General features: G+C 65.7%; 16 protein-coding genes. 11 read left to right on the forward strand and 5 right to left on the reverse strand.

Annotated features, from left to right (window positions below; translation table 11 throughout):
- Window positions 1-5: 5 nt before the first annotated feature.
- The 10 genes from sctJ (at window position 6) to BM136_RS12800 (ending at window position 18,234) form a co-directional block, all read left to right on the forward strand.
- Window positions 6-824, forward strand: coding sequence for a type III secretion system inner membrane ring lipoprotein SctJ (sctJ, locus tag BM136_RS12755; RefSeq protein WP_092972181.1), 819 nt, complete (start codon window positions 6-8; stop codon window positions 822-824).
- An 8-nt stretch (window positions 825-832) separates the two neighbouring features.
- Window positions 833-1,507 carry a hypothetical protein gene (locus tag BM136_RS12760; protein ID WP_092972182.1) on the forward strand — a complete coding sequence of 225 codons (675 nt, stop codon included), beginning with the start codon at window positions 833-835 and terminating at the stop codon, window positions 1,505-1,507.
- Complete coding sequence (gene sctL, locus BM136_RS12765; protein ID WP_092972183.1) at window positions 1,489-2,103, forward strand: type III secretion system stator protein SctL; 615 nt, start codon at window positions 1,489-1,491, stop codon at window positions 2,101-2,103. Before BM136_RS12760 ends, sctL begins: the two co-directional genes overlap by 19 nt.
- Window positions 2,100-3,512 (forward strand): type III secretion system ATPase SctN, encoded by a 1,413-nt coding sequence (gene sctN, locus BM136_RS12770; RefSeq protein ID WP_092972184.1) that lies wholly within the window; start codon window positions 2,100-2,102, stop codon window positions 3,510-3,512. The genes sctL and sctN overlap by 4 nt, the downstream gene beginning before the upstream one ends.
- Complete coding sequence (locus tag BM136_RS12775) at window positions 3,475-3,987, forward strand: hypothetical protein (RefSeq protein WP_092972185.1); 513 nt, start codon at window positions 3,475-3,477, stop codon at window positions 3,985-3,987. The genes sctN and BM136_RS12775 overlap by 38 nt, the downstream gene beginning before the upstream one ends.
- The gene (gene sctT, locus BM136_RS12780) at window positions 3,984-4,784 is read left to right on the forward strand and encodes a type III secretion system export apparatus subunit SctT (RefSeq protein WP_092972186.1); all 801 of its coding nucleotides are present in this window, start codon (window positions 3,984-3,986) and stop codon (window positions 4,782-4,784) included. The genes BM136_RS12775 and sctT overlap by 4 nt, the downstream gene beginning before the upstream one ends.
- Window positions 4,781-5,824, forward strand: coding sequence for an EscU/YscU/HrcU family type III secretion system export apparatus switch protein (locus BM136_RS12785; protein ID WP_092972187.1), 1,044 nt, complete (start codon window positions 4,781-4,783; stop codon window positions 5,822-5,824). Before sctT ends, BM136_RS12785 begins: the two co-directional genes overlap by 4 nt.
- 299 nt (window positions 5,825-6,123) lie before the next feature.
- Complete coding sequence (locus BM136_RS12790) at window positions 6,124-7,026, forward strand: helix-turn-helix transcriptional regulator (RefSeq protein WP_175537130.1); 903 nt, start codon at window positions 6,124-6,126, stop codon at window positions 7,024-7,026.
- Between the two features lie 211 nt (window positions 7,027-7,237).
- Window positions 7,238-17,617: a LysM peptidoglycan-binding domain-containing protein gene (locus BM136_RS12795; protein ID WP_092972189.1), complete on the forward strand. Its 10,380-nt coding sequence runs from the start codon at window positions 7,238-7,240 to the stop codon at window positions 17,615-17,617.
- Between the two features lie 101 nt (window positions 17,618-17,718).
- Window positions 17,719-18,234 carry a VirK family protein gene (locus tag BM136_RS12800; RefSeq protein ID WP_092972190.1) on the forward strand — a complete coding sequence of 172 codons (516 nt, stop codon included), beginning with the start codon at window positions 17,719-17,721 and terminating at the stop codon, window positions 18,232-18,234.
- A 21-nt stretch (window positions 18,235-18,255) separates the two neighbouring features.
- Here the strand turns inward: BM136_RS12800 and BM136_RS12805 are convergent, their stop codons facing one another.
- Complete coding sequence (locus tag BM136_RS12805; RefSeq protein WP_092972191.1) at window positions 18,256-18,987, reverse strand: Crp/Fnr family transcriptional regulator; 732 nt, start codon at window positions 18,985-18,987, stop codon at window positions 18,256-18,258.
- 239 nt (window positions 18,988-19,226) lie between these two features.
- On the opposite strand from BM136_RS12805, the gene BM136_RS12810 reads away from it, so the two are divergent.
- Complete coding sequence (locus tag BM136_RS12810; RefSeq protein WP_092972192.1) at window positions 19,227-20,309, forward strand: MBL fold metallo-hydrolase; 1,083 nt, start codon at window positions 19,227-19,229, stop codon at window positions 20,307-20,309.
- 68 nt (window positions 20,310-20,377) lie between these two features.
- Here BM136_RS12810 and BM136_RS12815 read toward each other — a convergent pair whose 3' ends face one another.
- The 4 genes from BM136_RS12815 to flhA are packed head-to-tail and all read right to left on the reverse strand — an operon-like array spanning window position 20,378 to window position 25,965.
- Window positions 20,378-21,139 (reverse strand): RNA polymerase sigma factor FliA, encoded by a 762-nt coding sequence (locus tag BM136_RS12815; protein WP_045201919.1) that lies wholly within the window; start codon window positions 21,137-21,139, stop codon window positions 20,378-20,380.
- Between the two features lie 8 nt (window positions 21,140-21,147).
- Window positions 21,148-21,936: a MinD/ParA family ATP-binding protein gene (locus tag BM136_RS12820; protein ID WP_092972322.1), complete on the reverse strand. Its 789-nt coding sequence runs from the start codon at window positions 21,934-21,936 to the stop codon at window positions 21,148-21,150.
- A 13-nt stretch (window positions 21,937-21,949) separates the two neighbouring features.
- The gene (gene flhF / locus BM136_RS12825) at window positions 21,950-23,860 is read right to left on the reverse strand and encodes a flagellar biosynthesis GTPase FlhF (protein ID WP_092972193.1); all 1,911 of its coding nucleotides are present in this window, start codon (window positions 23,858-23,860) and stop codon (window positions 21,950-21,952) included.
- Window positions 23,857-25,965, reverse strand: a complete 2,109-nt coding sequence (gene flhA / locus BM136_RS12830; RefSeq protein WP_092972194.1) for a flagellar biosynthesis protein FlhA — start codon at window positions 25,963-25,965, stop codon at window positions 23,857-23,859. The genes flhF and flhA overlap by 4 nt, the downstream gene beginning before the upstream one ends.
- Between the last annotated feature and the right edge of the window lie 455 nt (window positions 25,966-26,420).

Here is a 26,420-nt window from a genome sequence, read left to right on the forward strand (position 1 = left end):
CACGCATGGAAACCGGAACCGCAATACGGCGGCGCGTCTGCAGCATCGTGCTCGCATGCGCCGCCGCCCTGCTCCTCTGCAGCTGCGACAAGGAACTCGTCTCCAACCTCGGCGAGCCGCAGGCCAACGAAGTGCTGTCCGCACTCAGCAATGCCGGCATCGGCGCGCGCAAGGAAGCCGTGGACGAGCGCGGCTGGCAAGTGCTGGTCGATGACTCCGACATGGGGCAGGCGCTTGACGTGCTGCGCGCGCAAGGTCTGCCGCGCGAGCCGCTCGCGCGCCTAGGCGAGATCTTCCGCAAGCAGGGCCTGGTCGCGACCCCGGCGGAAGAGCGCGTGCGCTATCTCTACGGCATGTCGGAAGAGCTGTCGCGCACGTTGCAGGCCATGGACGGCGTGGTCACCGCGCGCGTGCACGTGGTGATTCCCGAGAACGATCCGCTGTCCGACAAGGTGCGGCCATCCTCTGCCGCGGTCTACATCAAGTACCGCGAGGGCGTGAACCTGCGCGCCATGACACCCATGGTCAAAGACCTCGTCGCGCACAGCATCGAGGGGCTGAATTACGACAACGTCTCGCTCGTGCTGCAGGGCACCGATCTGGGTGCCAACGAACGCCGCGCCCGCGCGGCCACGTCGCCGTACCTGCTGATCAATGCACGCAATCCGCTGGTCTGGCTGGTGGGTGTGCTGATTGTGCTGGGCGTGCTGGCGGTACTCGCCACGGCATTGCGCCGCGGCTGGGAGCCTCGCTGGCCCGGATCACGTGGCCTGGGTGGGCGACGTGCAGGGCAGTTTGCCAATGACGGCGACCAGGCCGGCTGAGCACGGCGATGACGGCCTCCGGCATGCTCACGCCCGACAGCGCCCGCCTGGCACGTCTGCTGTGCGCATGGAATCTGCACTTTGACCGCGTGCTGCACCCGAGCTGGCTGCCCGCGGAATGGCCGGCGCGCTTTCGCAACTGGGATCGCTTTGGCCCGCAAGGCCGGCGCGTGCTGATGCAGGAATTGCGCCGACACGAGCCCGCCCTGGATGGCTTCATCGAGTGCGTCGACTCGCGCGAGGCGCGGCTGTGCCTGCTGCCGCGTCAGGCGCTGGCGCAACTGTCCACCGCCTGCGGCATCGTCCTGCACCGGGCGTGGATTGAAGACACGGCGGGCAAGCGCCTCACGCGCGTGCTTCACCTGGCGCTGGGCAGGCCGCTGATGGAATCGGCCCTGCAGCATGCGGCCGCCTTCGATGCGGTGGCGGAAAGCCTGTCGCCGTATGCCAACACACCGCGGCAGGTGATTGATGTCTTGCAGGAGCGCGGCGCCCGCCTGCTGATTGACCTGACGATGCGCGCGGCACCCGAGCACGGCCAGCGCCTGGCGCTGACGTTCGCGCGCGCAGCGTTCGAGCGCGCGCCGTACACGCTGAACGCGCAGCAGTGGCAGCAAGTGGCCGACCTCGTTTTTCTTTGCTTCATTCCTGAACAGCTACCGGCATGGGACTGGCTTTTCTGATCAGCAGCGAACATCTGCAAATCCTCAGCGAGCGCAAGGTGCTCAAAGAGCGCGAGTACACCGCGCTGGTCGACGCCGAAGCGCTGCTAGGCGCTGCACAGGCCGACCGCAAGCGCCACGAGGCCGAAGCCAAGCGGCAGTACGCCGAACAGCGTCAGCTCGGCTACGACGATGGCTTCCAGGCTGGGCGTACCGAGGCCGCGCAATCCACCTACGCCACGGTGCTGCAGGCCGCCGCCATGCTGCAGGCTACGCGCGGCAAGATGGCAGAACTGGTGGTGCGCGCCGTCTCCGAGATCGTGGCCGACGCCGACCCACGCGCCATCATGCTGAGCGCCGCCAAGCGCATCGCGCAGTATCTGCAGGACGAGACGTATCTGCACATCCGCGTGCACCCGGGGCGCGTGCACATGATGCAAGAGATCCTTGCGGCGCTGCCGGGCGACCACCTGGAGCGGCGCACCATCCGCGTGACGGGCGATCCGGCCCTGCGCTACGGCGACTGCTCCGTGCAGACACCCTCGGGCACCATCGATGCGGGCGTCGACAGCCAGCTCGCCGCGCTGCGTAAAGCGCTGACGGGAGACGGCCGATGACCTCGCCTGACTCGCAGGGCGCGTTGCCGGACTGGAGCCGCGCATTGGGTGGAGTATTTGATGCGCAAGCGCTGGAGGCCGAACTCTCGCAGGCGCTTGATCGCTTTGCGCCGATCCAGACGCAAGGCCGCGTCACACGTGCCGTTGGGCTGCTGCTCAGCGCCTCCGGCCTGCAAGCGCGGCTGGGCGAGATTTGCGAGCTGCGCACGCCCGGCACGCCTGACACGCTGGCCGAGGTGGTGGGCTTTTCGCGCTCGGGCACCTTGCTCACACCGCTTGGCGAAACCAGCGGCCTCTCGGCTGCCACGGCCGTCATTCCCACGGGGCGCGATCACAGTTTCCCGGTCGGCCCGGCGCTGCTCGGCCGCGTGCTCGACGGCTTCGGCCAGCCGCTGGACAGCGCTGGGCCCGTAGCAGCAGTCACACGGGCCAGCGCGTACGGCGCGCCACCTAACCCGCTCGACCGTCAACTGGTCGACAGGCCGCTTGCCACTGGCGTACGCGCCATCGATGCACTGCTTACCGTGGGCGTGGGCCAGCGCGTGGGCATTCTGGCGCCTGCCGGTGTGGGCAAGAGCACGCTGCTCGGCATGATCGCGCGCGGCGCCAGTGCCGATGTGAACGTGGTCGCCCTGATTGGCGAACGCGGACGCGAGGTGCGCGAGTTCATCGAGCACCATCTGCCCAAACAGGCGCGCGCACGCACGGTGCTGGTGGTGTCCACGTCCGACCGCCCCGCCATGGAGCGCGTCAAGTCCGCATTTGTCGCCACCGCCATTGCCGAATACTTTCGTGACCAGGGGCAAAGCGTACTGCTGCTCATGGATTCGCTCACGCGCTTTGCCCGCGCACAACGCGAGGTCGGCCTCGCCAGCGGCGAGCCACCCGCACGGCGCAGCTTTCCGCCTTCCACCTTTGCCATGCTGCCGCGCCTGCTGGAACGTGCTGGCCCCGGCGCCAAAGGCTCCATCACCGCGTTCTACACGGTGCTGGTGGAGGGCGAGGAAGAGTCCGATCCGATTGCCGAAGAAGTGCGCTCCATCGTCGACGGTCACATCGTGCTCACGCGCAAGCTGGCCACCGAGGGGCAATATCCGCCAATCGACCTGCTGACAAGCATCAGCCGCGTCATGCCCAACGTGGCCGACGCCGAGCACATGGATACCGCCAGCCAGCTCAGACGATGGCTCGCCCGCTATCAGGAGATCGAACTGCTGTTGCAGATTGGCGAATACAAGCCGGGCAGCGATCCGGATGTCGACCGCGCCGTTGCCGCCCGCGACGCCCTGCGCAAGTTCTTTGCCCAGCGCACCGACGAGCGCGTTGGCTTTGACGACGTGCTGGCCCAAGCCCGCCAATTGGTAGAACGCTATGGACACGACACTGGCCATCCTGCGCCGCGTGCGTGACATCCGCCGCCGCAAGGCACTGGCGCGCACGCTGCAGGCAGCCCACGTCGTACGCGATGCGGAGGCGACCGTCAATGCGTCGCTGCAATCCATCCGCACACAGACCGACTTCCGCCACCAGCGCGCCAGGCTGCTCGATGCGGCACCGCAGGACCAAGCCTTGTCTGTGGACATGCTGGCGATTGCGCATTACGAGCAGGCCAGGCTCCGGCACATCGTGGCCAACGTGCAGACGACGCTACAAGAGCAACGCCAATCGCTGCAAAGCGGCCAGACGAAGTTGCAGGAAGCACGCACCGCCTTCGGCCGCGCGGAAGCCGCACGCAGCCGCATCCAGCACCTGGCCGAGCGCGCCAGCGCCCGGAGCGCCGCCCGCGCCGAACTGCGCGCTGAAGACCAGCTCGACGACCACAACGCCCTGGCCTACGCACGCGCACTCAGCCTTGCCGATGCCGAGGAGCCGCCCGCAACATGACTCCGTCCTTTAGTGGCTGGATGGAAACGGGGCACAGCGTCACGCTGGTGCTGCCGCGCCTGTTGCCGATGTTCTTCGTCTTGCCCGTGTTTGGCGAGCGCATGCTCACGGGCCTGGTGCGCAACGGCCTGATTGCCGTGGTGGCGATGTTCATTTCGCCGCTGGTGCCGCTGAGCGTGCTGGGCGAGCAGACGCCGGTCATCTGGATGCTGCTGTTGATCAAGGAAGCAGCGCTGGGGCTGCTGCTCGCCATGGGCGCCTCGGCCATGCTGTGGGCCGTGCAGAACGTTGGTTACCTGATCGACTTCCAGACCGGCACGGGCAACGCCACGTTCTTCGATCCGCTCTCCGGGCAGGAAAGCGGCCCGACCGCCAGCTTCCTGGGCTTTCTTGCCATCACGCTGTTCCTGACGGGCGGCGGCCTGCACGTGGTGCTGGGCGCGCTGTTCGAGTCTTACCGCGTGTGGCCCGTGCAGGCGCTGCTGCCCGATGTGCATGTGGCGCTGGATCAGTTCGCCATCCGAGAAGCCGATTCCATCATGACGTGGACGGTCAAGCTGGCCGCGCCCATCGTGCTGCTGTTGCTCGTGGTGGAGATTGGCCTGAGCGCGATCAGCCGGTCGGTGCCGCAGTTGAACATCTTCATGTTTTCGCAGCCCATCAAGAGCGGTCTGGCGATGCTGATGATGGTGCTGTTCCTGCAGTTCCTGTATGACGCCCTGCGTCAGTTCATCGACACCGACAGCGGCATGCGCGGCCTGTTGCAGCTGCTCGGCTTTCCGGCTGTCGGACCATGAGCGACAAGCCGCACCAGCCCACACGCAAGCGCCTGGAAGACCGCCGCAAACGCGGCGAAGTGGTGCGCAGTCAGGAGGTGGTGTCCGCGCTCGTCTTTACATGCATGGTGGGCGCGCTGTCGCTTACGCCCGCGCTGTGGATGGACAGCATCCGCGCAGGCCTTGCGGCCCTGGGCCGCGTGCTGGCAGCGCCCGAGCCGGGCAAGCTCATCGGCCCGCTCGTGACTGACATGGTGCTGCATGCGGCAGGGCTGGCCATCGGCATCATTGCGTTGAGCGGCGTAATCGCAGCCTTCACGGCATTCGCACAAGTTGGCGCGCTAATGAGTCTGGCAAAAGTGTCACCCGATCTCTCTCGGCTCAACCCGGCCAATGGCCTGACACGCATGTTTTCGATGCGCAATCTGGCGGGGCTCGGGCTGATGGTGCTGAAAGTGCTCTGCCTGCTCGGCATCCTGTTTGTCGTGGGCGCGGGTGCCATCGATGCGTTGCTCTCGGCCGGACGGCAGTCGCCTGCGCAGATCCTGCACGTGGGAGCGCACGTGGTGCTCGTGCTGCTGTCTTGCGTGGCCATCATGCTGCTGGTGCTGGCCGCTGCCGATTACATGGTGGTGCGCGCGCAATACCTGAAGGAAGCGCGCATGACGACCGAAGAAATCCGCCGCGAGTACCGCGAGAACGAAGGCGACCCGCACCTGCGTGCCCGGCGGCGCCAGCTTGCCCGCGAGGCGCAGTGGAGCGCCCTGCCCGACCGCATCCAGCTGGCCGTGGTGGTCGTGTACTCGCCGCAATACGCCGTAGCGCTGTGGTACGGCGGCCAGGGCACGCTGCCCGTGGTGGTGGCACGCGGAGAAGGCGAGATGGCAGAGCGCATCCGCAAGCTGGCCGAAGCGCGGCTCATTCAGACGCACGGCAACCCGGGGCTCGCAAGCAAGCTCTACGAGCACGTTCAGCTCGACGCCGCCATTGACCGAACGCTCTTCCGCGAAGTTGCCGAGACACTGCGCTGGGCTACCGGTGCGAGCCAGACCGGCGGCTGATCCGCGCACCGTCTATCCCTTCACGCTGCACATCGGACCGCAGCGGTCCGTTCTGTGTCCCAAGCGGACGTGGACGGCACATGGGCGGCCAAGTTTCAATGTACGCATTGTCGTCGCCGCCCCGCCGAAACGCGCCCCAGAACTGCGTTTTCCCGGACTGGGCGGTCGGTCAAAAGACCATGGCAATGCGCAGCAGCATCGGTTGTCGGGACCCGCGCATCGCATATCACGAACGGCAGCCCGCAAGGGCATCGGTTGGGGGATCGTTTGCACAATCAAAACATCCGCCGGAGCCACGCATGGACCTCTTGCATACGCAAGACCTGGACCGCACGTCCACCCTTCGGTTCGATTCCGCCCTACCGGATTTCGAACTGGCCACCGAACAACCGCCCATCCAATCCCACGTCCGCTTCTTTACCGAAGAAGAGTTGACCGTCTGGCGCCCCGACGAGCCACCACGTGGCACCGTCAACCTGCTGGTTGAACTGCTTTCCTGCACAAGCGCCGCCGAACGCAAGATGCTCGTGCGCCATCTGCTGTTCGACATGGGCTTCGACTCGATGGTCTATGCCACTGCGCGCGCACTCAACGCCCGCTCGACGGCCCGCACCTGCCTGGTGAGCTACACGGATGAAGACTGGGCCCGCCGCTACTTTGAAGAACGTTTCTTTGAAGTGGACCCGCGTCGCGAATGGGTGACGCGCAGCGGCATGCCGATGATCTGGGAGGCCGATGACCTGCGTCGCGCCGCCCACGCCGAGCAGGACGCCGAACGCAAGCGCGCGTTCATCGAGATGTCGCTGGAATCCGGCGTCAGCAGCGGTGTGTTCATCGCACTGCCCGGCGCACAGCACGGCACACGTGCCGTGATCAGTCTGACATCAAGCGTGCCGGGCCGGCGCTGGATGTCGGATGCGGTCACCGGTCGGGCGCTGGTGCTGGCACTTGGCATCCACCAGTTCATCTCTGACTACACGAGCATGTCGCGCACGCTGCTCGGCATGGGCCGGAGCATTTCGCAAACACAGAAGCGCGTGCTGGAGTGCCTGGCCCGAGGCATGCGCGACAAGGAGATCGCCAGCCAGCTCGACATCCCCGTGCACAACGTCGATTACCACCTGCGGCGCCTGCGTGGGGTGTTTGGCGTGCGCAACCGCGTGCAACTGATCGAAGCGGCGCTGGAGCAACTGGCGTTCTAGCAGGCGGCGTTCAAGCGCGCACGCAAGCGGACACTCGAGCGGCGCGGCACGCATATGGCACCGTATTCCAGGGCGGCTTTGTGCCAACAGCGCAGGCGCCCTTACGGAAAGTCGGCGTTGTGTGGCATGCGGCGCGGCCCCAGCATGAACCGGTGTGGCGTGCGTTGCAGATGCTCCGAGCGCACCCACTGTTCATCTAGGAACGGCGTGCATGGGACCGAACTGGCCAGACGGCATCAAACCCCCGGATAGCGTTCTCGAGGCGCAACGCGAAGCGCAGGCCGCCTATGCCCGCGCCCAGGAACAGGCAGCTGCCGCGCAACGGCAAAAGGCGGCCGAAGACGCGCACAAGGCCACGATCGACCAGCTCGGCAAGCTGAAGCAGGCCGGCAACCCGACTGCGCTGAACCAGGCCGTGAGCGCCGAAATGGCCGCGCTCTATACGCAGGCGCACAACACGCCGTACAACAGCGCCGACTCCAAGCAGTTTGCCGAAGCGCTGGCACTGCTGCAGAGCGCGCACGATAAAACCAACGCCGACACGCTGTTCGCCTCGGCCTGCGCAGATGCCGCCATCGACCGCGCAAACAAGGCCACCAATGGACCGAAGCAGGACTACGCGGCCGCCATGCGCTCGCTCGCCGGCGACCTGGACGTCAACCACGCCACGCCGGACGTCCTCAACTTCACACTCGGCGACACGCGCACGCGTGACATCGCCAACCATGCACGCGGCAGCTCCGCCGACGATCTGAAGAACATCGCCCAGGCCATCACGCGGCCCGATGCAAACGCGCCGGAACTGCTCGCCATGCTGGTCGACCAGCAGCCGCTGGAGACACTCACGAACCAGTCAGTCCGCGGTTCGGACCCTGCTGCAAAACACGACGCGCTGCTCAACGACCTGATGTTCATCAGCCAGCGCCTGCAGGGGGCGCGCAAGACCAGCTACTCGCCCAGCGGGCAGGAGTTGAACGATCGGCTGGCGCAATCGCTCGCGCATCGGCTGGAGAACGACCCGCTGCTCGACTACACCGGCAACCATCTGGACACTGCGGGTGAAACGTTTGGCATCAAGCAGCTCGTCGACAAAGGTGCTGATCCGACCCTGATGTTCAAGGTGGCGGACCAGATCGGCCGCGACGGCCAGGCGGACAAGCTCAATAGCCGGGTGGAAGGCCTGTTCGAAGGTGGCACCCGCAACATCCTGCTCAAGGAACTGGCCGGCAAGGCGCCCGACAAGCCCGCACAGGTGCCCGTTCCTGCATCGATCAATCCAACGCAGATCCAGCAGATCACCGGCAAGATGCTCAGCAACCTGCCGGGCAATGGCAGCACGCTGGCACCGGGCGTGGACCCGCTGCAATACGCGGCCATCCTCACGCGGCTGCAGGCCGGCGCGCACGTCGACCCGACGGCATTCCAGACCGCAGCAACAGCGGCGCAAGAACAGCTCAAGCCCGAAGACCCGCATATCGATGCAAACCAGCGCACCGACGATGCCATCGGGCAGGTCAGCAACCTGCACCTGTTTGCGGACACACCGGCACCGGCCATCCATCAGATGCTGGACGCGACACCGGCGCAGCAAGAGTCCCCCGCGCTGCAGGCCGATCGACATCAGACCGACCAGGCCTGGAACGACCTCACGCAAGCGCAGATCCGGCAGAAGCAAGCCGCCGACAGCCATGGCGACGTGACGAGCGCCAACCAGGCGCTGGCCACCGCCACCACGGCGTACAACAAGGCGGTCGTCCAGGAACTCAAGGACACGTATCCGCAGATTCCCGGCGACGATCTGCTGCGTTATGGCCTGAACGGCGTCTACCAGAACGACCTGCAGGCCGCCGTGCAACAGCTCTACCAGCATCACGATGCGCAGGTCCCGCAGTTGTCGGGCACCTACCTGCAGGCGGCCATCGTGACGGAGCTGGTGGACAACACCATGCGCAGCACGCCGCCGGGCCAGGGCGCGGAGGCCCCCGAATACAAGGGGCTGGAAGCGCTCAAGCAATACACGGCAGCCATGGGCAACGCGCCGGGCGGCAATACCGTACGCGACGCCATCCTCGGCGACAGCCGCATCCAGCACATGCGGCAGAACGTGGTGAACACCGTCATCGACCCCATGCGTGGTGAGCCGCAAGACCGCATCAAGGCGCTGGACCAGATGAGCCACATGCTGTCGTCGTATCTGCCGGTGGATTTCGACCACGCCATCCAGAACGCCGTGGAGAACGACCCGACCGTGCAGCACATGGTGGACGAAACCGCTCGGCTCACCACCACGCTGCCGCCGGCCGACGGCATCGCGCGCACCGCAGACCTGCTCGACAGCCTGGCCACCACGCCCAACCTGATGGCGCGGCTCTATGCGGTTATCGATCCGCCCGGCGGCAAGCCGCCCTCGGCGATGATGAACTGGATCGCAAACCACCCTCGCGACCAGAAGGCCGTGGATTACTACCGCAACCTCGCGCGCATCGGCAATCGGCTGTTCAACGGCGGGCTTATCTTGGGCAATGGCGAGAATGCACTCGTGGATGGCTACGGCCGCCTTGTCCACGCATTCCAGCAGCGCCTGACCGGCGACAAGCCCGTGCTGTCGGATTACGGCGGCACCCAGGCCGGCATGCTGAGCGTGGACATGAACCTGATGCCGACCATCAGCAAGGCGCTGGAAGCCGGGGCACCGCCCAAACTGTTCCTCTCTGCGCTCAACGGTTACAGCTACCGCGACAAGGCCGGCGCCATGACGCAAGCGGCCGCCGGCATTGCGCCGACCGACCGCGTGGTCGATCCGATGAACATGGCGCTCCAGGATGCCAAGGGCGAAGCCGCATCGGACGACAGCCCCGCCGCCAAGGTCAACCAGTCCTTCTCGTCCGAATTCCAGCAACTGGCCAAGGCCAGCGGCCTGGCACCGCGCAGCTTCGCCACGTTTTCCGATTTCAGCGACTACGTCGGCCAGCAGGCCGGCATCAGTGCGCGCACGCCCGTCACCGCGGCCGACTGGCAGGCCGTGCATGACGGCACATTCCGCTACTACGACCCCAACCAGCTCGTCTACCGCAACCAGGACGGCAGCGGCACCACGCTCGACGACCTCGCCCGTGCAGCGTGGCAGGCCGGCGGCGGCGACACCGGCCCCGTCACCGTCACCGGGCTCACCTTTGTGCTGGCCGAAGGCAGCAACGACCCGCAGCAATCCGTGCTGCTCGACGTGCGCCGCGACGGCCACGACCGCTACGTCAGCGCCAGCACCGACAAGGCCCACAAGACCCGCGTGTACGACAGTTGGAGCGACTGGGTCAGCAACAACGACTTCGGCATCGGGCAGGTGTCGTATCTCGTGGGCGGGCAGGCAACCTTTGACGACCAGGGCAACGCCATGGCGCTGGTGGCCACGCACGAGACCGGCCACGAGCCGTGGCTCACGCCCGAGACAGCGATCATGATCAGCGCGGCCGTGGTGTCGATGGTGGCGGCACCCTTTGCCGCGCCCGAGATGGTGCTGCTGGCGATGGCCGCGCGCGGCACGATGTTCGCCATCGGTGCCATGCAAACGAGCGAAGCCGCCGTCCGCGTGCTGGAACACCCCGACAACGCCGCGGCCTGGGCCGATGCCGGCTTTGCCCTGCTCATGACCGCCACCGATGGCATCGGCACGCTTGGCAAGATCGGCCGGGTGGGCATGATCGGCCGCACCGCCGACGACGCCCGCGCGCTCGAACGCTGGATGGCCGCACGCCCCGTCAAGGGCTTTGCGGACGAGGTCAACACCTTTGCAGAAGACGTGGGCCGCACGCCGCTGTTCAAGGTCGCCAAATACGGATCGATGGCCGGCATGGGCTGGAACATGATCCAGACCGGCGCGCAATGGAACCAGATGACGCACCAGCAGCGCGCCGTCGCCATCGGCCAGACCTTCGGCTTCCTGGCCGCAGGCATGATCGAACAGCCGGGCGAGGCGCTCATGCTGCGCAAGGTCGCGCGGCGCAACGGCAACGCGGTCGGCACAACGTACGCGCCGATGAACGCGGAGCAGGCGGCCGTCGCCGACAAGTGGCTCGATCAGCTCGACGCATTGACGCCCAAGTCGGGAGAGGCTCTGCACCCGATCGTCGAAAAACTCGGCGTAGATGCCTTGGATCATCTGCGGGAGGCGCTCATCCGCCGCCTGTTTGACGCGCCGGCAGTAGAGACTTTCGGCCAGCTAGCCGTCATGCACGATGAGGCTGCCGTGCTCGCCAACACCGCGGTACCCGTCGCGGCCTTGAGCGGCAACGTGATCCAGCTCGATGGCAACCAGCACGACAAGGCTGCCCATACCGAACCGGAGGTGCTTCCCAGCGATCGCTCGCGGCGTTATGGCACGCCCGGGCTGCATTTCGAGGACCTGGCCGACGCACGTGTTCCGGCTGGGGAGCGTGCTGCCATCCTCGACGACCTGCACGAGGAGATCAACCGGCTGTATCTGTACGGCGGTGAACCGCACACGGGCATGGGGATGGTCGTCTCCCGCGCCACGCCCGAAGAAGTGCAGCAGCATGGCCTGGATGCGCGGCAGATCCATCGCAACGTAACGGCCTTCGGCTTGCTGATGCACATGGAGCCGGACGAGTATCTCTACCTGCTCCCGCTGGGCAACTTGCGCGTGTCGGACGAGCCCGTGGCCGGGCGGCGCACAGAGAACGGCAGGCCCGTCGCCGACGGCCTACCAGTGGCAAGCGTGCAGCCCGCCAGCAAAGTACTTGGCTATATTCCCTCTGCAACCGCCGGCCAGGGGGGGCCAAGGATCGAGCTGAACTACAACCCCGACGGGCCCATGCAACCGTACGACGGCAGCCTCGCATTCCTGCCGAACGTCTACCGTGCCGCCAGTGCCGACACGCCCCATATCAACCTGATCGATCCGGAGTTTCCGGACTCCGCGCCGTTCCTGCTGCACTTCCCGCAGCGCCGCGCCAACCTGAGCGGCGTACCCACCGACGTGCCGATTCCGTATGGCAGCCCGGCACCGGGCAAGAGCGGTATTACGTCGGCCTATGTGATCGCCGGCGAGGTGCAACACCACGGCATCTGGCTCGATGTGGAATCGGCCTACGGGGCCATCGCGAACATCCCCGCCGGCTTGCCAATGCGACAGTCCGATCACGGGCTACAGGTGCGACTGGACGGTGTCGCGCTGGCCGAACGCGTGTGGGACGACCCAACCTTCAGCATGGAGACGACCAGCAACATCGTCGTGCTCGGCTGCGATGCCTATTCGGGGACGGTGCCCCCGTTGCTGGTCACTCTGTCGAACGAACTGGGTAACCGCATCCGTCAGTACCGCAGCGCCGCCGGTCTTGAGGCCGATACTGGCCCCGGTATCCGCGTGCACGGCCAGGACGGGATCGATTGGCTACAACGTTCCGACAGCGCAGAAGGCGGCCGCCGGCGAGTCATCAACGCCCATTTCGATGGCCAGACGCACGGGGTCATTGCGCTACCCATCGTTTCTCGTACCGATACGCTCTACGAACAGGTGAGGCAGCGCCTGGGCATGGTGCGTGACGGCGATGAGCCGCTTTTTCCAGACGGCCATTCAACAATGGCGCTGCTCAAGGGCGCCCACGACCAGATCAGGGCTGCCAACAATCTTGCACAACATGGCACACCCTCGGGGGCCTACAGAACAGTCGACGATCCGTTAGAACGCCGAGTGCCCTCGCCCATATCGCATGTGACGGATGCAGCCAATGAGCGACTGTTTGCACACGCGTGCAACGAGATTCTTTCACTGCTCAACGCGGAGCTGCCGGCTTCTGTGCTGGAGACTCGTGTTGCCGCTGCGCTGCGCAATGTTGTCGCCCATCCGAAGCCGCGCTACAGCGGGCATGTTCCTGCCATGCCCGCGCTCGGCAAACCTCGCTCCGTTTCACTGACCCTCCATGCCAAAGGCACGCCGGATCCCGCTACGCCCTCGGTCCTCGTCAACGGGCGGCCCGCCTACGACTGCACCGCTTGGGACGACTTGCCCGCGCAACCCCTGCTCATCAACGCGAGCACGGTCTTCCACGACAACATGCACTTTCCGAAGGGCATGGTTGGCGCTGCGTTCGACGGGCACGGCCCCATCGTCAACAGCGCGGACAATGCCCTCCTCACGCCGTTCGACATTGCTCGCGCGCTGATCGACACACCGTTTGATCGGATCCGTTTTGAAGGCACGACGCATACGCCCGACGCTGACGGCCCCAATGCGCAACTCACGCTGCGGCGCGTGCTGGAGATGAATCCCGAGATGGAGGCCCCCGGGTTCTTCGTTGCGCTCCAGCATGGCGGTGCGGTCATGCCGGAAGTGGCACGCTGGCTCGCCTTTCTGCTCAAGCGTGACAACGTGCGCGTGTTTGGCTTGGATGGGCAGCGCGCGCCGCTGTTTGGCGGCATGGTGAAAGACCCGGAGACCGGCAAGGCGGTCAGCGAACGTATACGCACGGTGCATGAAGACTTTAGCGAGGGCCGCATCGTCCTCTACACCGCAAAGGATGGTGCCGACGCGCCGGTGCCTCCGAAGATGATCACACCACGCGTGGCCGACATCGGCGCGCCAGCAAGCGGCGGCGCGCGATACGCCTTGCCGGACGATGTGCTGATCATCGAGGGCAAGCTGTTCGATGGCGATTCAAACGCCATCTGGCTTGACGGCGTTCATGATCAGCGCGGGGAGACCCAGCCATCGATCTTTTCCGCGAAGGAGTTGACGGATCTGATCCAGGAGCGCCTGTCGGAAAAGAGGTTCGAGCGTCCGGAAACCGTCCCGGTCGTGCTGATGGTCGACAAGGGTCTGCCGCTGGGCCAGCGCCTTTCCGAAGCGATGCCGAATCCGGTGTTCTCGACGGAACACGCCATCGACCGCTCGCAAATCCATAACCCGGATTGCCGCGTGGTGCCCAAACGGTCGGATGACCCGGCGTTTTCCGCTTCGCGCCGACCGGGTTGGACGCTGGAACCGAATGGCCGTGCGTGGCCGCCTTCCGAAGAAACGCCTTACGTAGCGCCTACCGAGGTGTCATCCGAGCCACGAACACCACAGGCAACCCGAGAAACACCGCCCGACGAAATGCCGGGCGATCCGGACGTCATCGCGCTCGACAGTGGGGGCGGTCCGGCTGCACCGCAGGCGGGTTCGTCCGCCAGCGGAACGAGCGAAAGCCCCACCACCCAGCCGGTGCCAGCGGACAAACCGCTCAGTCGGTTCAAGCGTGTAACGCGGGGGGTGCAGGACCTGCCTGCCCGCGCCGCCGTTGGTGCCATGGCCGGTCCCCGCCGCATGCTCGCCCTCATGCCGATGCGCACGGCGGCGGCGCGCGTGGAGCGCGGCCGCGCGCTGCATGTTTCCGGTGAAAACTTCCACCAGGTCGCCATGTCGCACAGCAATGGCGCGCTGGATAGCACGCGCCATTTCACCTACGCATTTGCCCGCAATGAGAACGGGCCGGATACGCTGCTCGGGCAGGTCGTCTTCGACGACAAGGGTGGGCCGTCCTGGCGTGCCCTGGATGCCGGCAAGCGCCACTTCGACGGGCTGGTCCCCATGGTGGACAGCCCGCTGGGCGCACGCACCTCCTACACGCCCGAAACCCTGTTTGTGGTCAGCCAGAGGCCACCTGCGGAAGTGGCCATCGATCAGAGCCTCAAGGAGCTGGGCCGAAAGCGCACGTATCGCGGCGCGGGGCTTGCCGAGTCGGACAAGGCATCGGTGCGACCGGAACTCGCCGCCATCGTCGAGACCGCAGGCACGCAGGGCAGCAAGATCAAGGAGCGCGGGATCCGCAACGTCGATGCGCCGGGGCTCGCGGCCGTCACGAAGCGCTCCCGTCAGAACAGCGATCTTCCGCTGCCTGCGCGCATCCGACGCACGTTCAAGGAATCGTTGTTCGTAATGCGCGACTACCCGACCGTGGGTCTGCTGCGCGAGCAGACAGCGCTCAAGCTGCTGGAGAACGCATGCAGGGTGCTCGGCGTGCCGTTCCCGCGCAAGCTTGCCCAGCACTTCAGCGTAGCCAGTACGGCAGACCGCCGCGCCGTACGCGCGTACCTGAACCTGCCGCACAAGGAACAGGATTTGGTCACGCTGGCCGCGCGCACAATCTCCCCGTCGAACATCGAGACTGCCGGCGAGGCGCTGCTGTGCAAGAACATCGGCGTGATCACCGAGATCCGGGTGGTGGCGGCGGAAAGCATGCTATCGGCCGCCGGCCTCGGGCGCCCGCTGACGCACGTGCGCCGCATGTGGCAGGCCGCAATGCGCGAGCACGGCAATGTCTCGTTCGATGAGAACGTCGGCGGGCTGGTCAACAAAGACGGTGTGATGGTCGTCGCGCTGGACTGGTTGAACCAGGACTCCGTCAACAAGATGCTGGACTTTTCAGCCAAGACCGGCGCGCAGGTCACCCTCTGGATGGACCCGGCCAACATGCGCGTCGGCACCGATGGGCGCCCGGTGCCGGGGCCGAATCGGCCCATCAACATGGTGCGGTTTGGCAAGGCTTATGAAGCCTGGATGCTCGACAATCCCGGCAAACACCCCACGGTGAATGTGTTCGGCACCGGCAACGACAACGTGCTCGATCCGGTGGAGGGCATCGCTTCGCTCAAGGTCGCGCGTACGCTGCTGGACAGCCCGTACATGACCGATGTGCACATTGCGCTCGACGGCACCTCCGACTACACGCGCTCGCAGGAGCTGACGCGTGCCACGGCGGAGTTGATCCTTGAGAACGACAACTGGAAGCGCATCCACTTCGATGCTGCGCTCGGACGGCCGTTGAACCGCCTGACAAAGGAGGACATGTCGATCCTCTACGAGCCGCTGATGAATCAGGTGCGTGAGGTCATTGAAGAGCGCAACCTGCAAGTCAAGTTTGAAGAGGTGCGTCGCGCGCTGTTCGCGGAGAACACAACGCATCGGGTCGAACAAGCGAAGTACAGCACGATCCAATGGGCACGCTCGAATCGCGACGCACTCGGCGTGCAGTCCAACCCGCGTGGGGACGCCCATGCGCAGCGCTGGCTTGATCAGTACGGCGATCGTGTGCAGCGTCGCTACGTGGCCCCGGCAGAACCTGCTCACGATGCCGTCCTGACCGAGTGGGACGGCCTGATGACCGATCCCGAACTCGACCCGGCACGCTACCAGCAGCACCGCGACCTGACACCGATTCCCGTGGCGGAAGACGATGCCGATGCCATGCTGCGCGCGCTCGGCTACGGCCCGATGCGCGCACCGACCAAGCTGCTGCAGCGCGCCGATGCGCCGTCCGCCTATGGGTCACTCAACCAGCGGGCGCTCCTGCAGATCGGCAAGGCGGTCGCGGCCGGCGCAGGCGGCGCCGCCCTCTCCGCCCTGCTCGTCAGTCTGGGTAAGGTCGACCTGCGCGATTCGGCCTCGTTGGCCCGCGCACTGCCGGCATTCGGACGCACCGCCCAGCAATGGCGCGCCATCCTCAGCTCGAGCATCCAGCGCGGCGATACCGCGATGATCGAGAACAAGCTCATCGCGTATTACGCAGGCATCGAACGCTATGCCAAGGCACGTGATGTATCGCCCGAGCGCCTGCCCCACATCCGCGCGGTCATGGAAGAGACGCTGGCTGCCATCGGCATGCTGCGCGACCGGGCCAAGCCTGGTGCGCAACCCCGTCTCAGCGAGGAAGAGCGCGATACCCACATTGCCCGTGTCACCTCCACCTGTCTGCAGCTCGTAGATGGTTACCTTGGGCTGCCCGCTTCGCAGATGCACTTCATGCATTCGGGCGTGCGCTCGGGCCAGCTTGGGCGCCTGGCATCCACGATGGGTGGCGTAGTGGGCATCGGAGCGTGGGGCGGCATGATGTTCGAAGGCATCGCACCACCGGCACTGGCCATCACGATGATGGCCGGCAGCACGCTCAACGCGTTCTATCACGGCCTGCTGCGCTACAGCTTCCGCCGCGGCTTCGACTTCAACAACAGCGATGTCGTCCGCTCGCTTGTGCACGGTGCGTACACGTTGTCTTCCACGGGCACCATCGTCTCGGCGATGACGCACCCACCAAGCGTCGCCGGGGCCGTATCGGTGGGCGGTTCGGCGATCTACCTGATGTCGACGCTCAAGGAGGTCGCACCGAATTTCATGCCAGGGGTGCTTCGTGCCGGCGCGGGGCTCACTGTGCTGGCGGAGACGACCGCGCTGATCTCGGCCTGGGTCAACTCGGTGCAAGGAGCACAACCCACGCAGCCGAATCAACCGCCGCAGCAGACCGGCCCTGCACAGCCACCGCCGCACACGCCGGTGGTGCCGCCCCCGCCCCCCGTGCCGCCCGCACCGCTGACGCACCTCGTGCCCGCAGTCACGCACGATGTGCTGGCCGGAGAATCGCTCTCGCGCATCCTGCGCAACGAGGCGGACCGCGGCACGATCGTGGTCGGCCCGACGTATCGGGAATTGCAGGTCGTGATCGACGAGGTTGCGCGACTGAACCAGATTGCCAATCCCAATCTGATTCACATCGGGCAGAACCTCATCATCGTGCCGGCGCATCAGGCGCCGGGCCCCGGCTGAGCGCAGGCCCGGCGTGTTGTCCCGTCTACGCACCCGCGTAGTCGCGCACGCGCACGGGCCACCCTACGCTGCACATTCCCCTTCCCTCCGGAGCACGCTTCATGTCGAACCACCACGCATTCCGTTCCACCCTACCCGCCCTGCGCGTCGCCTTGATGTGCGCAGCCTTGACGGCACTGACGACGGCGCCTCAGCTCGCACAGGCACAAGTTGCACCGCGCCTGGCGGTGTCGCATTACGACGTCTTGCGTACAGAGTTGTTCTCGGGCATTCCGGTCACGGCGGTCTTCTCGCCATCGCAATGTCCCAATGGACAAGGCGCCGGCGCCAAGGCAGCCGCTCCGGTGGTGCATGGCGGTTTTGCGGTGCGCGACTTCATGGAAATCGAAGGCAGCAACATCGGCTTCTCTAACCAGCATCTGACGCTGCGCCCTGACGGCACACCGGTGCTGGAACTCGCGCAGTACCGCGTGACGCCCGACGACAAGGCCACGGTAACCGTGTCGTTCCTCTCGCCGCTGACGTATCAGGCTGTGTCCGCGCCGCAGACGTTCCAGTGCGCGATCGGCGCGGGCCTGGACTTTTCGATTGGGCTGGCAGGCCTGTTGCGGCGGTAATCGGATGCGGCCTGCGCGGGCTCACCCTTTGGCGATATCGCGCAGGCCAGGCAGGTCGAGCAATTCGATCTCGCCATAGGCGACCCTGAGAATGCCGCGCGCCTGAAAATCCTTGAGCACGAGATTGACCGTCTGGCGTGACAGCGCGAGCAGCAAGGCAAGCTGCTCCTGCGGCACGCGAAGCACGCGGCGGGTGCCGAGGCGCAAATCGCCGTAGCCGGCCGCCATCAGCAGCAGGCGCCGCGCCACGCGCACGGATGCCGGCAGCAGCGCCGTTTCTTCAAGCACGGAAAAAGCCAGACGCAGCTTGTGCGTCAGGAGCAACGCAAAAGCGTGCGTGTGCTGCGGCGCACGTTCGAGCAAATCCATCAGCGCGGTTTGCGGCATGTGCAGCAACACCGTATCGCCCTCGCCCCGCGCATCATGTGTGCGCGCCTGGTTGTCGAACACGCCGATCTCGCCAAACCAGTTCACGGGTTCCAGCACGGCCAGCAGCGCCTCGCGGCCGTCGGCCGTGGTGGCGCGCACGCGAATGCCGCCTTCCACCACGCAATACAGCCCGTCGGGCGAATCGCCGCGGCGAAACAGCACCTCCCCATCGGCCAGCCGGCGCACGATCGCCATGTCGATGAGGAGTTCTTGCAGGGGCTTGCCAAGCCCGCCAAACCAATTGCTGGCGTGCAGGCGGTCTCGGTACAGCGCGGCTGAGAGCGGGCCGGACGGTGGATTGCTTCGGGCGGGGGCGGAATCCATGGGCGCGGGGCAGTGGAATGTGGCGGATGCGACAGGCTCGAGGTTCAAGGCTCGAGGCGCGAATGCGTTGTCTGCGCCACCATCCGGCACGCGACGACACGCTCAGCGCATGGCACTGTCTACGACTGGACGATGATAACGACGGCACCGCGCGGACGTCCACGCCGTACTTGCGTAAGCTATGCGCCACCAGGCATGACTTCAGACAGTCCGCCCCGCCACCCCGGAACACTTCGCCCATGAAGAATCCCGATTACAACCCTGCCAAGCCGCACCACACGCCGGACGGATTCCGCAATCGCTATCCGCACCCGCGCCCCGACGCCGATTTCTGGCAATGGCAACGCGAGCGCCGCCGCCTGAAGCTGCCCAAGCCGCCCACGCAAGACCTCTCCTGCATCGCACCCAACCTCGGCGCCATCCACCAACCGCCCGCGCTGCCGCAACTCACCTGGATCGGCCACGAAACGCTGCTGCTGCAGATCGACGGGCTGAACGTGCTGACCGACCCGGTGTTCTCCAAGCGTGCCTCGCCGCTGCCGTTTGCCGGGCCGCGCCGCCATCAGCCGCCGGGGCTGTCGCTCAAACAGTTGCCGCATATCGACCTGGTGCTGCTCTCGCACAACCACTACGACCATCTGGACCGCGCCAGCGTGCGCGCGCTGATGCGCCAGCCGGGCGGCGCACCCATGTTCTTCGTGCCGCTGGGCATCGACCGCTGGTTTGCGCGCAACGTGCGCGGCACGCGCCTGGGCGGCGACAACCCCAACGTGCGCGCGTTCGACTGGGACGACGAAGCCCGATTCGGCCCCTTCACCGCGCACTTCTGCGCCGTGCAGCACTGGTCCGCACGCGGCCTGTACGACCGCAACCACACGCTGTGGGGCAGCTGGGCGCTGCTGCATCCGCGCCTGCGTTTCTGGTTCTCGGGTGATCTGGGCTATTCGCAAGATACACGCGACATTGGTACGCGCTTCGGCTACTTCGATGTGGCCGCCATTGCCGTGGGCGCCTACGAGCCGCGCTGGTTCATGAAGGCACAGCACATCGACCCGACCGAAGCCGTGCAGGTCATGCAAGACATCGGTGCACGGCAGGCAGTGGGCATCCACTGGGGCACGTTCGAGCTGACGGACGAAGCGCTGGACCAACCCATCACAGACCTTGCCAATGCGCTGAAAGCGGCCGACGTACCTGCCGAGCGTTTCGTCCTCTTCAAGCATGGCGAGACCCGAGTGTGGGATTCCGCCGTCTCACGCCTTTTGACCGACGCCCCAAAAGAAAAAGCGCGGCCGCGAAATGACTCGCTGGCCGCGCAGTAAGAAACTGGCAGGTCAAGCACAGACCAAGCGTCGCAGGCTAAAGGCGGCGGCGCTCGGTTGACATCAGATCAGGTTGGTGTCGGCAGCCACGCGCGATCACGCAGGCGCGAGCGGATGCGGGCGATGGCCTGGCTGTGGATCTGGCACACGCGCGATTCCGACACGCCCATCACGGCGCCGATTTCACGCAGGTTCAGATCCTGCTCGTAGTACAGGCTCATCATGAGTTTTTCGCGCTCGGGCAGCGCCTCGATGGCAGCAACAACCGATTCGCGCAGGTCGTGGTCCAGCAGTTGGTCCAGCGGCGTGGCGTCGTTCTCGGGCGCGCGGTTCTCGATGAAGGCGTCAGCGTCTTCGCGGTCGAAATCTTCGTAATACAGCAGCTGGCTGCCTTGCAGGTCGACCAGTTGCTTCTGGTATTCGGCCAGCGACATGCCCAGTGCGGCGGCAATCTCGGTTTCGGTGGGCGCGCGGCCCTTCTGCTGCTGCAGCTTCTGGATCGCCTGCTCGATCGTGCGTGCGTTGCGGCGCAGGCCGCGCGGCAGCCAGTCGGAGCCACGCAGTTCATCCAGGATCGCGCCGCGAATACGCTGGGCTGCGTAGAACTCGAACTGCACACCCTGCGTTTCCTCATAGCGCGACAGCGCATCGAGCAAGCCCATCATGCCGGCCTGGATCAGGTCGTCCAGCTCAACACTGGCGGGCAGCTTGACCATCATCTGGTTGGCAATGCGACGCACCAGCGGTGCGTACATGGCCATCTCGTCGGACTTGGTCTTGCGACCGGTTGCGGTGTACATATTCATGCCTGCCTTTGACGCTTCGTTCATGCTGCGCCTCAATAAACCAATTCGGCCGCGCGTGCGGTGGCGCGGGGCGTCGCAGTCGAAGTCGATGCCGACATTGACGTTGCTTGCGCCGATTCATCTGCCGGCTCCTCAGCCGGTGCCCGCGCCGACATGACCACCCGCGACGGCGCACTGCCATCACCGGCTTGGGCCTCGGCGCTGGCCCAGCTCAACATTTCTTCGGCAAGCTGGCGGAAAGCCATGGCCGAAGGCGATGCGGGAAACGCGCTCGCTACGGGCTTGCCGAGCGAGAGCGCAAGTTCTACGTGCCGGTCCTCAGGGAGGTAGCCGGCGAAATCGATACGGGTGTTCAGGTACTGGCCCACGGTATTGGCCAGGTTGCCGAACACGCGCACGGCGGAATCCACCGAATGCGCGCCGCACACCACGGTGCGGATGCCAGCGCTGCCTTGCAGCACGGCGGTTTTCTTGAGCAGCGTGTACGCGCTCTTGATGCCTTCCGGGCCATCGGAGAAGGTCAGCAGCACGTCGTCGCAGGCTTCGGCTGCGGTGCTCAACGCACGCGTTCCGAAATGCGCCGCCACGAGCGTCACATCCGCCGTCTCGTCGTGCTGCTCGAGCACCCCGGCCATGGCCAGCATGGTCTGGGCGTTCACCACGGCCGTGTCGCGGCCCATGGCGGACAGCGCGATGCGCAGGTTGTCGACAAAGTCATCGACCTGCTCTTCCGCACCGATCACCAGCACACGGCGGGCAGCGGCATGACCGAGCATGCGCCGCAGCCCCGCGGCTTGATCCTTGGCGAATGGCGTCGTCATGGTCGCCCCCTTGTCAGGCGAAATCGAAAGCGGCCAGGCCAGGTTCGCGGTTACGCGCAGCGCCTTGCGCCACGAGCAACGATTCATCCGAATCCAGCGTGAACGACGACTGCTCCGCACCAGCCCGGAACGAGCGATGGATCAGCAGCTTCTTGTTCGGCACCGCAATGTCCTCCGGCACACGCTGGCCGTACGACACGTAGTGCAGCGGCAGGCGGCGGCGGATCATCACGTCCATCGCGTGGCCCACGGAGGCAGCCTCGTCGATCTTGGTCAGGATGCAGCCGGCCAGGTTGGCGTCGCGGTAGGCACCCACGACTTCGTCGAGCGTCTTGCCGTTGCTGGCTGCGTTGAGCAGCAGCAGGCGCTTGATCGAAGGACCCACGGCATGCAGCATCGCCATCTGCTCCGACACGGCGCGGTCGCGCTGGCTCATGCCGATGGTGTCGATCAGCACGACGTGCTTCTCGCGCAGATCGTTCAGCGCCAGGCTCAGGTCTTGCGCGTCTTTCACGGCATGCACCGAAACGCCCAGGATCTTGCCGTAGATGCGCAGTTGTTCATGGCCGCCGATCCGGTAGCTGTCTGTCGAGAGCAGGGCCACACGCGATGCGCCATGGCGCAGCACGAAGCGCGCGGCCAGCTTGGCGGTCGTGGTGGTCTTGCCCACGCCGGTCGGGCCCATCAGGGCAAACACGCCGCCCTGGTCGAGCAGGCTGTTTTCATCCGACACGGTGGTCAGGTTCTTTTCAATCGCGCGCTGCACGAAATCCAGCGCGCCTTCATACGAGTCGTGCTGCGGCATGTTCTCCAGCACGTAGCGCGTGAGCTGTGCCGAGAAGCCTGCGTTGAGCATGGTCTGGAACAGGCGCGTACGCACCGGGTCGCCCAGCTTGACGCCCAGCGAGGCCAGGCTCGACATGGCGTCGTTCAGCGTGCTCTTGAGCGTTTCGATCTCGCCGACCATGCGGCGGGTCATCACGTCGGTCTCGGCACGGATGCTTTCCTTCACGTCGGCCTGGATGGCCGAGCGCTGCAGGCTCACGTCGTCACGCGGGGCTTCGGGCTTGGCCATCGTGTCCTCCACGCGGACGAAAATGTCGGACGACTTGGGGGCGTCAGTGCGGGCGTCGGCTTGCGCCTCGATGCGCCCGTTCACGGGGGCTTCGGCCTTCTGTTGTTCTGCACGGAGGTTGCGGGCCTGGGCTTCCACGCGCTCGGCGAAGCTGCGCAGCGAAACCGGGCGGTCATCCTGCTCGCGTGCCTGTTCACGCGCTTGTTCGCGACGGGCGGCAAAGCGGGCGGTCGATTCCATCTCCGGCTCGTCGTCTTCCACAGCGGTGCGGCGGGCGATGAACTGGGCGGTGCTGGCCAGGGCCTGCGCCGCAGATTGGGCAACCTCTGCATTGGCACGGTCCAGCGACAGGCCGGCCAGCATGCGAGTGGATGCTGCCAGCGCATCTTCTTCACCGAAGGCCACGTCGTCATCCACGCGCGTTTGCAGCGTGCGGCCGGCCGGCTTGGCCACCGGAGCAACCGGTGCTGCCGGTGCCTCTTCCTGTGCCGGGGCGCGGCGCGAGGCAATGAAGCGGTTACGCAGACGGGCCAGCGCGTTGGGCGCCGGGGCCTCGACCTGCGGGGCCGCTTCAGCAGGCGCCTGAGCGGCAACGACGGCGGCGGTTGCAGCGGCAATCGGTGCGGGCTCGGGAATCGGGGCCGGTGCCATCGGACGGCGCTGTGCCGTCTTGGGCGCCGACGACTGCGTGTCGACCAGCGCATCCACGTGCGAGTCGCATGCCGCGATGATCTCGATACCACCCGGAATGGCGCGGTTCGACAGGATCAGAGCGCCATCGCCCAGTTGGTCGCGGACTTTGCGCAGGACGTCACGCGACGTCAGTCCGGTGAATCGATGCATTTTCATGCGCGGCCTCCAAGCATGGCGACAACCTTAATCGTTCGGTGATCTGGAATTTCTGCGTGCGACAGCACGCGCAGGCTCGGTGCGGCACGCTTGAACAGGCGGGCAAGCATCGGGCGCAGTGCGGGCGGCACGAGCAGAACGCCCGTCTGACCCATCTGTTCGTGCTGGCGCGACGAGTCCGCAGCCGCTTGCATGAGCGAGTCAGCCAGTTGCGGTTCGATCGGGCCGGCGTTAGAGCCAACGACGCTTTGCAGCAAGATGTTCTCCAGATTCGGGTCAAGCGTGACGACCTGCATTTCGGTCTTGTTCGGGAAGAGCTGCTGGGCAATCGCCCGGCCCAGCGCCACACGCACGGCGGCGGTGAGTTCGGCGGGGTCTTGCGTCCTGCTTCCGTGTTCCGCCAGCGTCTCGACGATGGTGCGGATGTCGCGGATATGCAGGCCTTCGTCCAGCAGGTTCTGCAGCACCTTCTGCACGGTCGCGACGGGCAACAGCTTCGGCACAACGTCTTCGACCAGCTTCGGTGCTTCCTTGCCCAAATGATCGAGCAATTGCTGGACTTCCAAACGGCCGAGAAGCTCGGTGCTATGGGTGTAAATCAACTGATTGACGTGCGTGGCGATGACCGTGCTGCAATCCACCACGGTATAGCCCTCGGCCTGCGCACGATCGCGCACATCGGCGTTGATCCACATGGCCGGCAGGCCAAAGGTCGGGTCCACGGTGGGCGTGCCGGGCAGCTGCGTGCCCAGGCGACCGCCATGACCGCCCAGGCCATCCTGGCCACCCGGGTTGATGGCGAGGAACTTGCCCTGCTGCACTTCGCCGTGGCCGATTTCCACGCCCTTGAGCGTGATGCGGTACGACGATGGGCCCAGCTCCAGGTTGTCGCGGATATGCACCACCGGCGCCAGGAAACCCATGTCCTGCGTGAACTTCTTGCGGATGCCCTTGATCCGGCGCAGCAGCTCGCCGTCCTGGCTCTTGTCGACCAGCGGGATCAGGCGGTAACCGATTTCCAGGCCCAGCACATCGACCCACGACACATCGTCCCAGCTCGCCTCGGGCGTATCCACCGGGGCAATGGCCTGCAGCACGGGTTCGACCTCGGGCACTTCGCGCTTCTTCTTGAGATACCAGCCCAGATAACCCAGACCGCCGCCAAACAGCACGAACGGGATGTGCGGCATGCCCGGCACCAGGCCCAGCAGGCCCAGCACGCCGGCGGTTGTCATCAGCACCATCGGCATGGCAAACAGCTCGCTCGACAGTTGCTGGCCGACGTCCTTGTCGGTGGAGACGCGGCTCACCATGATGCCCGCCGCGGTGGAGATCACCAGCGCGGGAATCTGCGCGACCAGGCCGTCGCCGATGGTCAGCAGCGTGTAGTTGGTGGCGGCGTGGCCCACGTCCATGCCGTGCTGGAGCACGCCCACGGCCAGCCCGCCGACGATGTTGATCAGCAGGATGGCGATACCCGCCACCGAATCCCCGCGCACGAACTTGCTGGCACCGTCCATGGAGCCGAAAAATTCAGCTTCCTGGGCGATCTCCGTGCGGCGCCTGCGGGCTTCGTCTTCGCGGATCAGGCCGGCGTTCAGGTCAGCGTCAATCGCCATCTGCTTGCCGGGCATCGCATCGAGCGTGAAGCGCGCGCTGACCTCGGCGATGCGGCCCGCGCCCTTGCTGATCACCATGAAGTTGATGATCACGAGGATGACGAACAGCACGATGCCGACGGTGTAGTTGCCGCCCACCAGGAAGTGGCCGAATGCCTCGATCACCTTGCCGGCAGCGTCGGGGCCGGTGTGACCTTCCATCAGCACCACGCGCGTGGACGCCACGTTCAGCGACAGCCGCATCAGCGTGGTGATCAGCAGGATGCTCGGGAACGACGAGAAATCCAGCGGCTTGAGCGTGTGCATGCTGATCAGCAGCACGATGATCGACAGCGCGATGTTGAACGTGAACAGCAGATCGAGGATGAACGGCGGCAATGGCAGCACCATCATCGCCAGGATCAGGATGATGAGCACCGGGCCCGCGGCGGAGCGGTAGTCGCCCTTGCGCAGGATGTCGGTGACTCGGAGCAGTGCGGCGTTCATTGGAGGGCGTGCAGCGGGGGGCTTTTCGATGGATGCCATCTTGCCGGGGGCACCGCCAAATCGAAGACGTGAGAAAGCCGCCCAAAAGGCGGCTTTTCTTTGAAATACCCTCCCACCGGGGGGTGCGCTTCTACCCCTTCACGCCGTCAGGGCAGCCGGCGGGGTGCGTCGTACCAGGCTTTCATACAGAATCGCGTACTCAAATGGGCTGGGCCCATCCTGCTCCTCAACCGCACCCCTTCGCCCCCTCGCGCTGCAGCAGCGGCCTGGTCGTATGCGCCATGCCGCCAAGGGCGCTGGGTATGGGACTTGCAAATCATCCTGAAACGCCGCCCACCAGACCCGGATCCAGGCAACACCGCACGAAGGTGGTGCAGTGTCCGGTGCGTGGATGCACCAACCCGATCATAGGCAACGTTCAATGAAGCACCCCACCTCTGGATTACCGGACATAC

The sequence above is a fragment of the Ralstonia sp. NFACC01 genome (assembly GCF_900115545.1).
Taxonomy (GTDB): domain Bacteria; phylum Pseudomonadota; class Gammaproteobacteria; order Burkholderiales; family Burkholderiaceae; genus Ralstonia; species Ralstonia mojiangensis.

What these genes read in the sequence shown, in the direction of transcription:
- sctJ (WP_092972181.1), top strand. Translation starts at nt 6, where the DNA reads ATGGAAACCGGAACCGCAATACGGCGGCGCGTCTGCAGCATCGTGCTC.
- BM136_RS12760 (WP_092972182.1), top strand. Translation starts at nt 833, where the DNA reads ATGACGGCCTCCGGCATGCTCACGCCCGACAGCGCCCGCCTGGCACGT.
- sctL (WP_092972183.1), top strand. Translation starts at nt 1,489, where the DNA reads ATGGGACTGGCTTTTCTGATCAGCAGCGAACATCTGCAAATCCTCAGC.
- sctN (WP_092972184.1), top strand. Translation starts at nt 2,100, where the DNA reads ATGACCTCGCCTGACTCGCAGGGCGCGTTGCCGGACTGGAGCCGCGCA.
- BM136_RS12775 (WP_092972185.1), top strand. Translation starts at nt 3,475, where the DNA reads ATGGACACGACACTGGCCATCCTGCGCCGCGTGCGTGACATCCGCCGC.
- sctT (WP_092972186.1), top strand. Translation starts at nt 3,984, where the DNA reads ATGACTCCGTCCTTTAGTGGCTGGATGGAAACGGGGCACAGCGTCACG.
- BM136_RS12785 (WP_092972187.1), top strand. Translation starts at nt 4,781, where the DNA reads ATGAGCGACAAGCCGCACCAGCCCACACGCAAGCGCCTGGAAGACCGC.
- BM136_RS12790 (WP_175537130.1), top strand. Translation starts at nt 6,124, where the DNA reads ATGGACCTCTTGCATACGCAAGACCTGGACCGCACGTCCACCCTTCGG.
- BM136_RS12795 (WP_092972189.1), top strand. Translation starts at nt 7,238, where the DNA reads ATGGGACCGAACTGGCCAGACGGCATCAAACCCCCGGATAGCGTTCTC.
- BM136_RS12800 (WP_092972190.1), top strand. Translation starts at nt 17,719, where the DNA reads ATGTCGAACCACCACGCATTCCGTTCCACCCTACCCGCCCTGCGCGTC.
- BM136_RS12805 (WP_092972191.1), bottom strand. Translation starts at nt 18,987, where the DNA reads ATGGATTCCGCCCCCGCCCGAAGCAATCCACCGTCCGGCCCGCTCTCA.
- BM136_RS12810 (WP_092972192.1), top strand. Translation starts at nt 19,227, where the DNA reads ATGAAGAATCCCGATTACAACCCTGCCAAGCCGCACCACACGCCGGAC.
- BM136_RS12815 (WP_045201919.1), bottom strand. Translation starts at nt 21,139, where the DNA reads ATGAACGAAGCGTCAAAGGCAGGCATGAATATGTACACCGCAACCGGT.
- BM136_RS12820 (WP_092972322.1), bottom strand. Translation starts at nt 21,936, where the DNA reads ATGACGACGCCATTCGCCAAGGATCAAGCCGCGGGGCTGCGGCGCATG.
- flhF (WP_092972193.1), bottom strand. Translation starts at nt 23,860, where the DNA reads ATGAAAATGCATCGATTCACCGGACTGACGTCGCGTGACGTCCTGCGC.
- flhA (WP_092972194.1), bottom strand. Translation starts at nt 25,965, where the DNA reads ATGAACGCCGCACTGCTCCGAGTCACCGACATCCTGCGCAAGGGCGAC.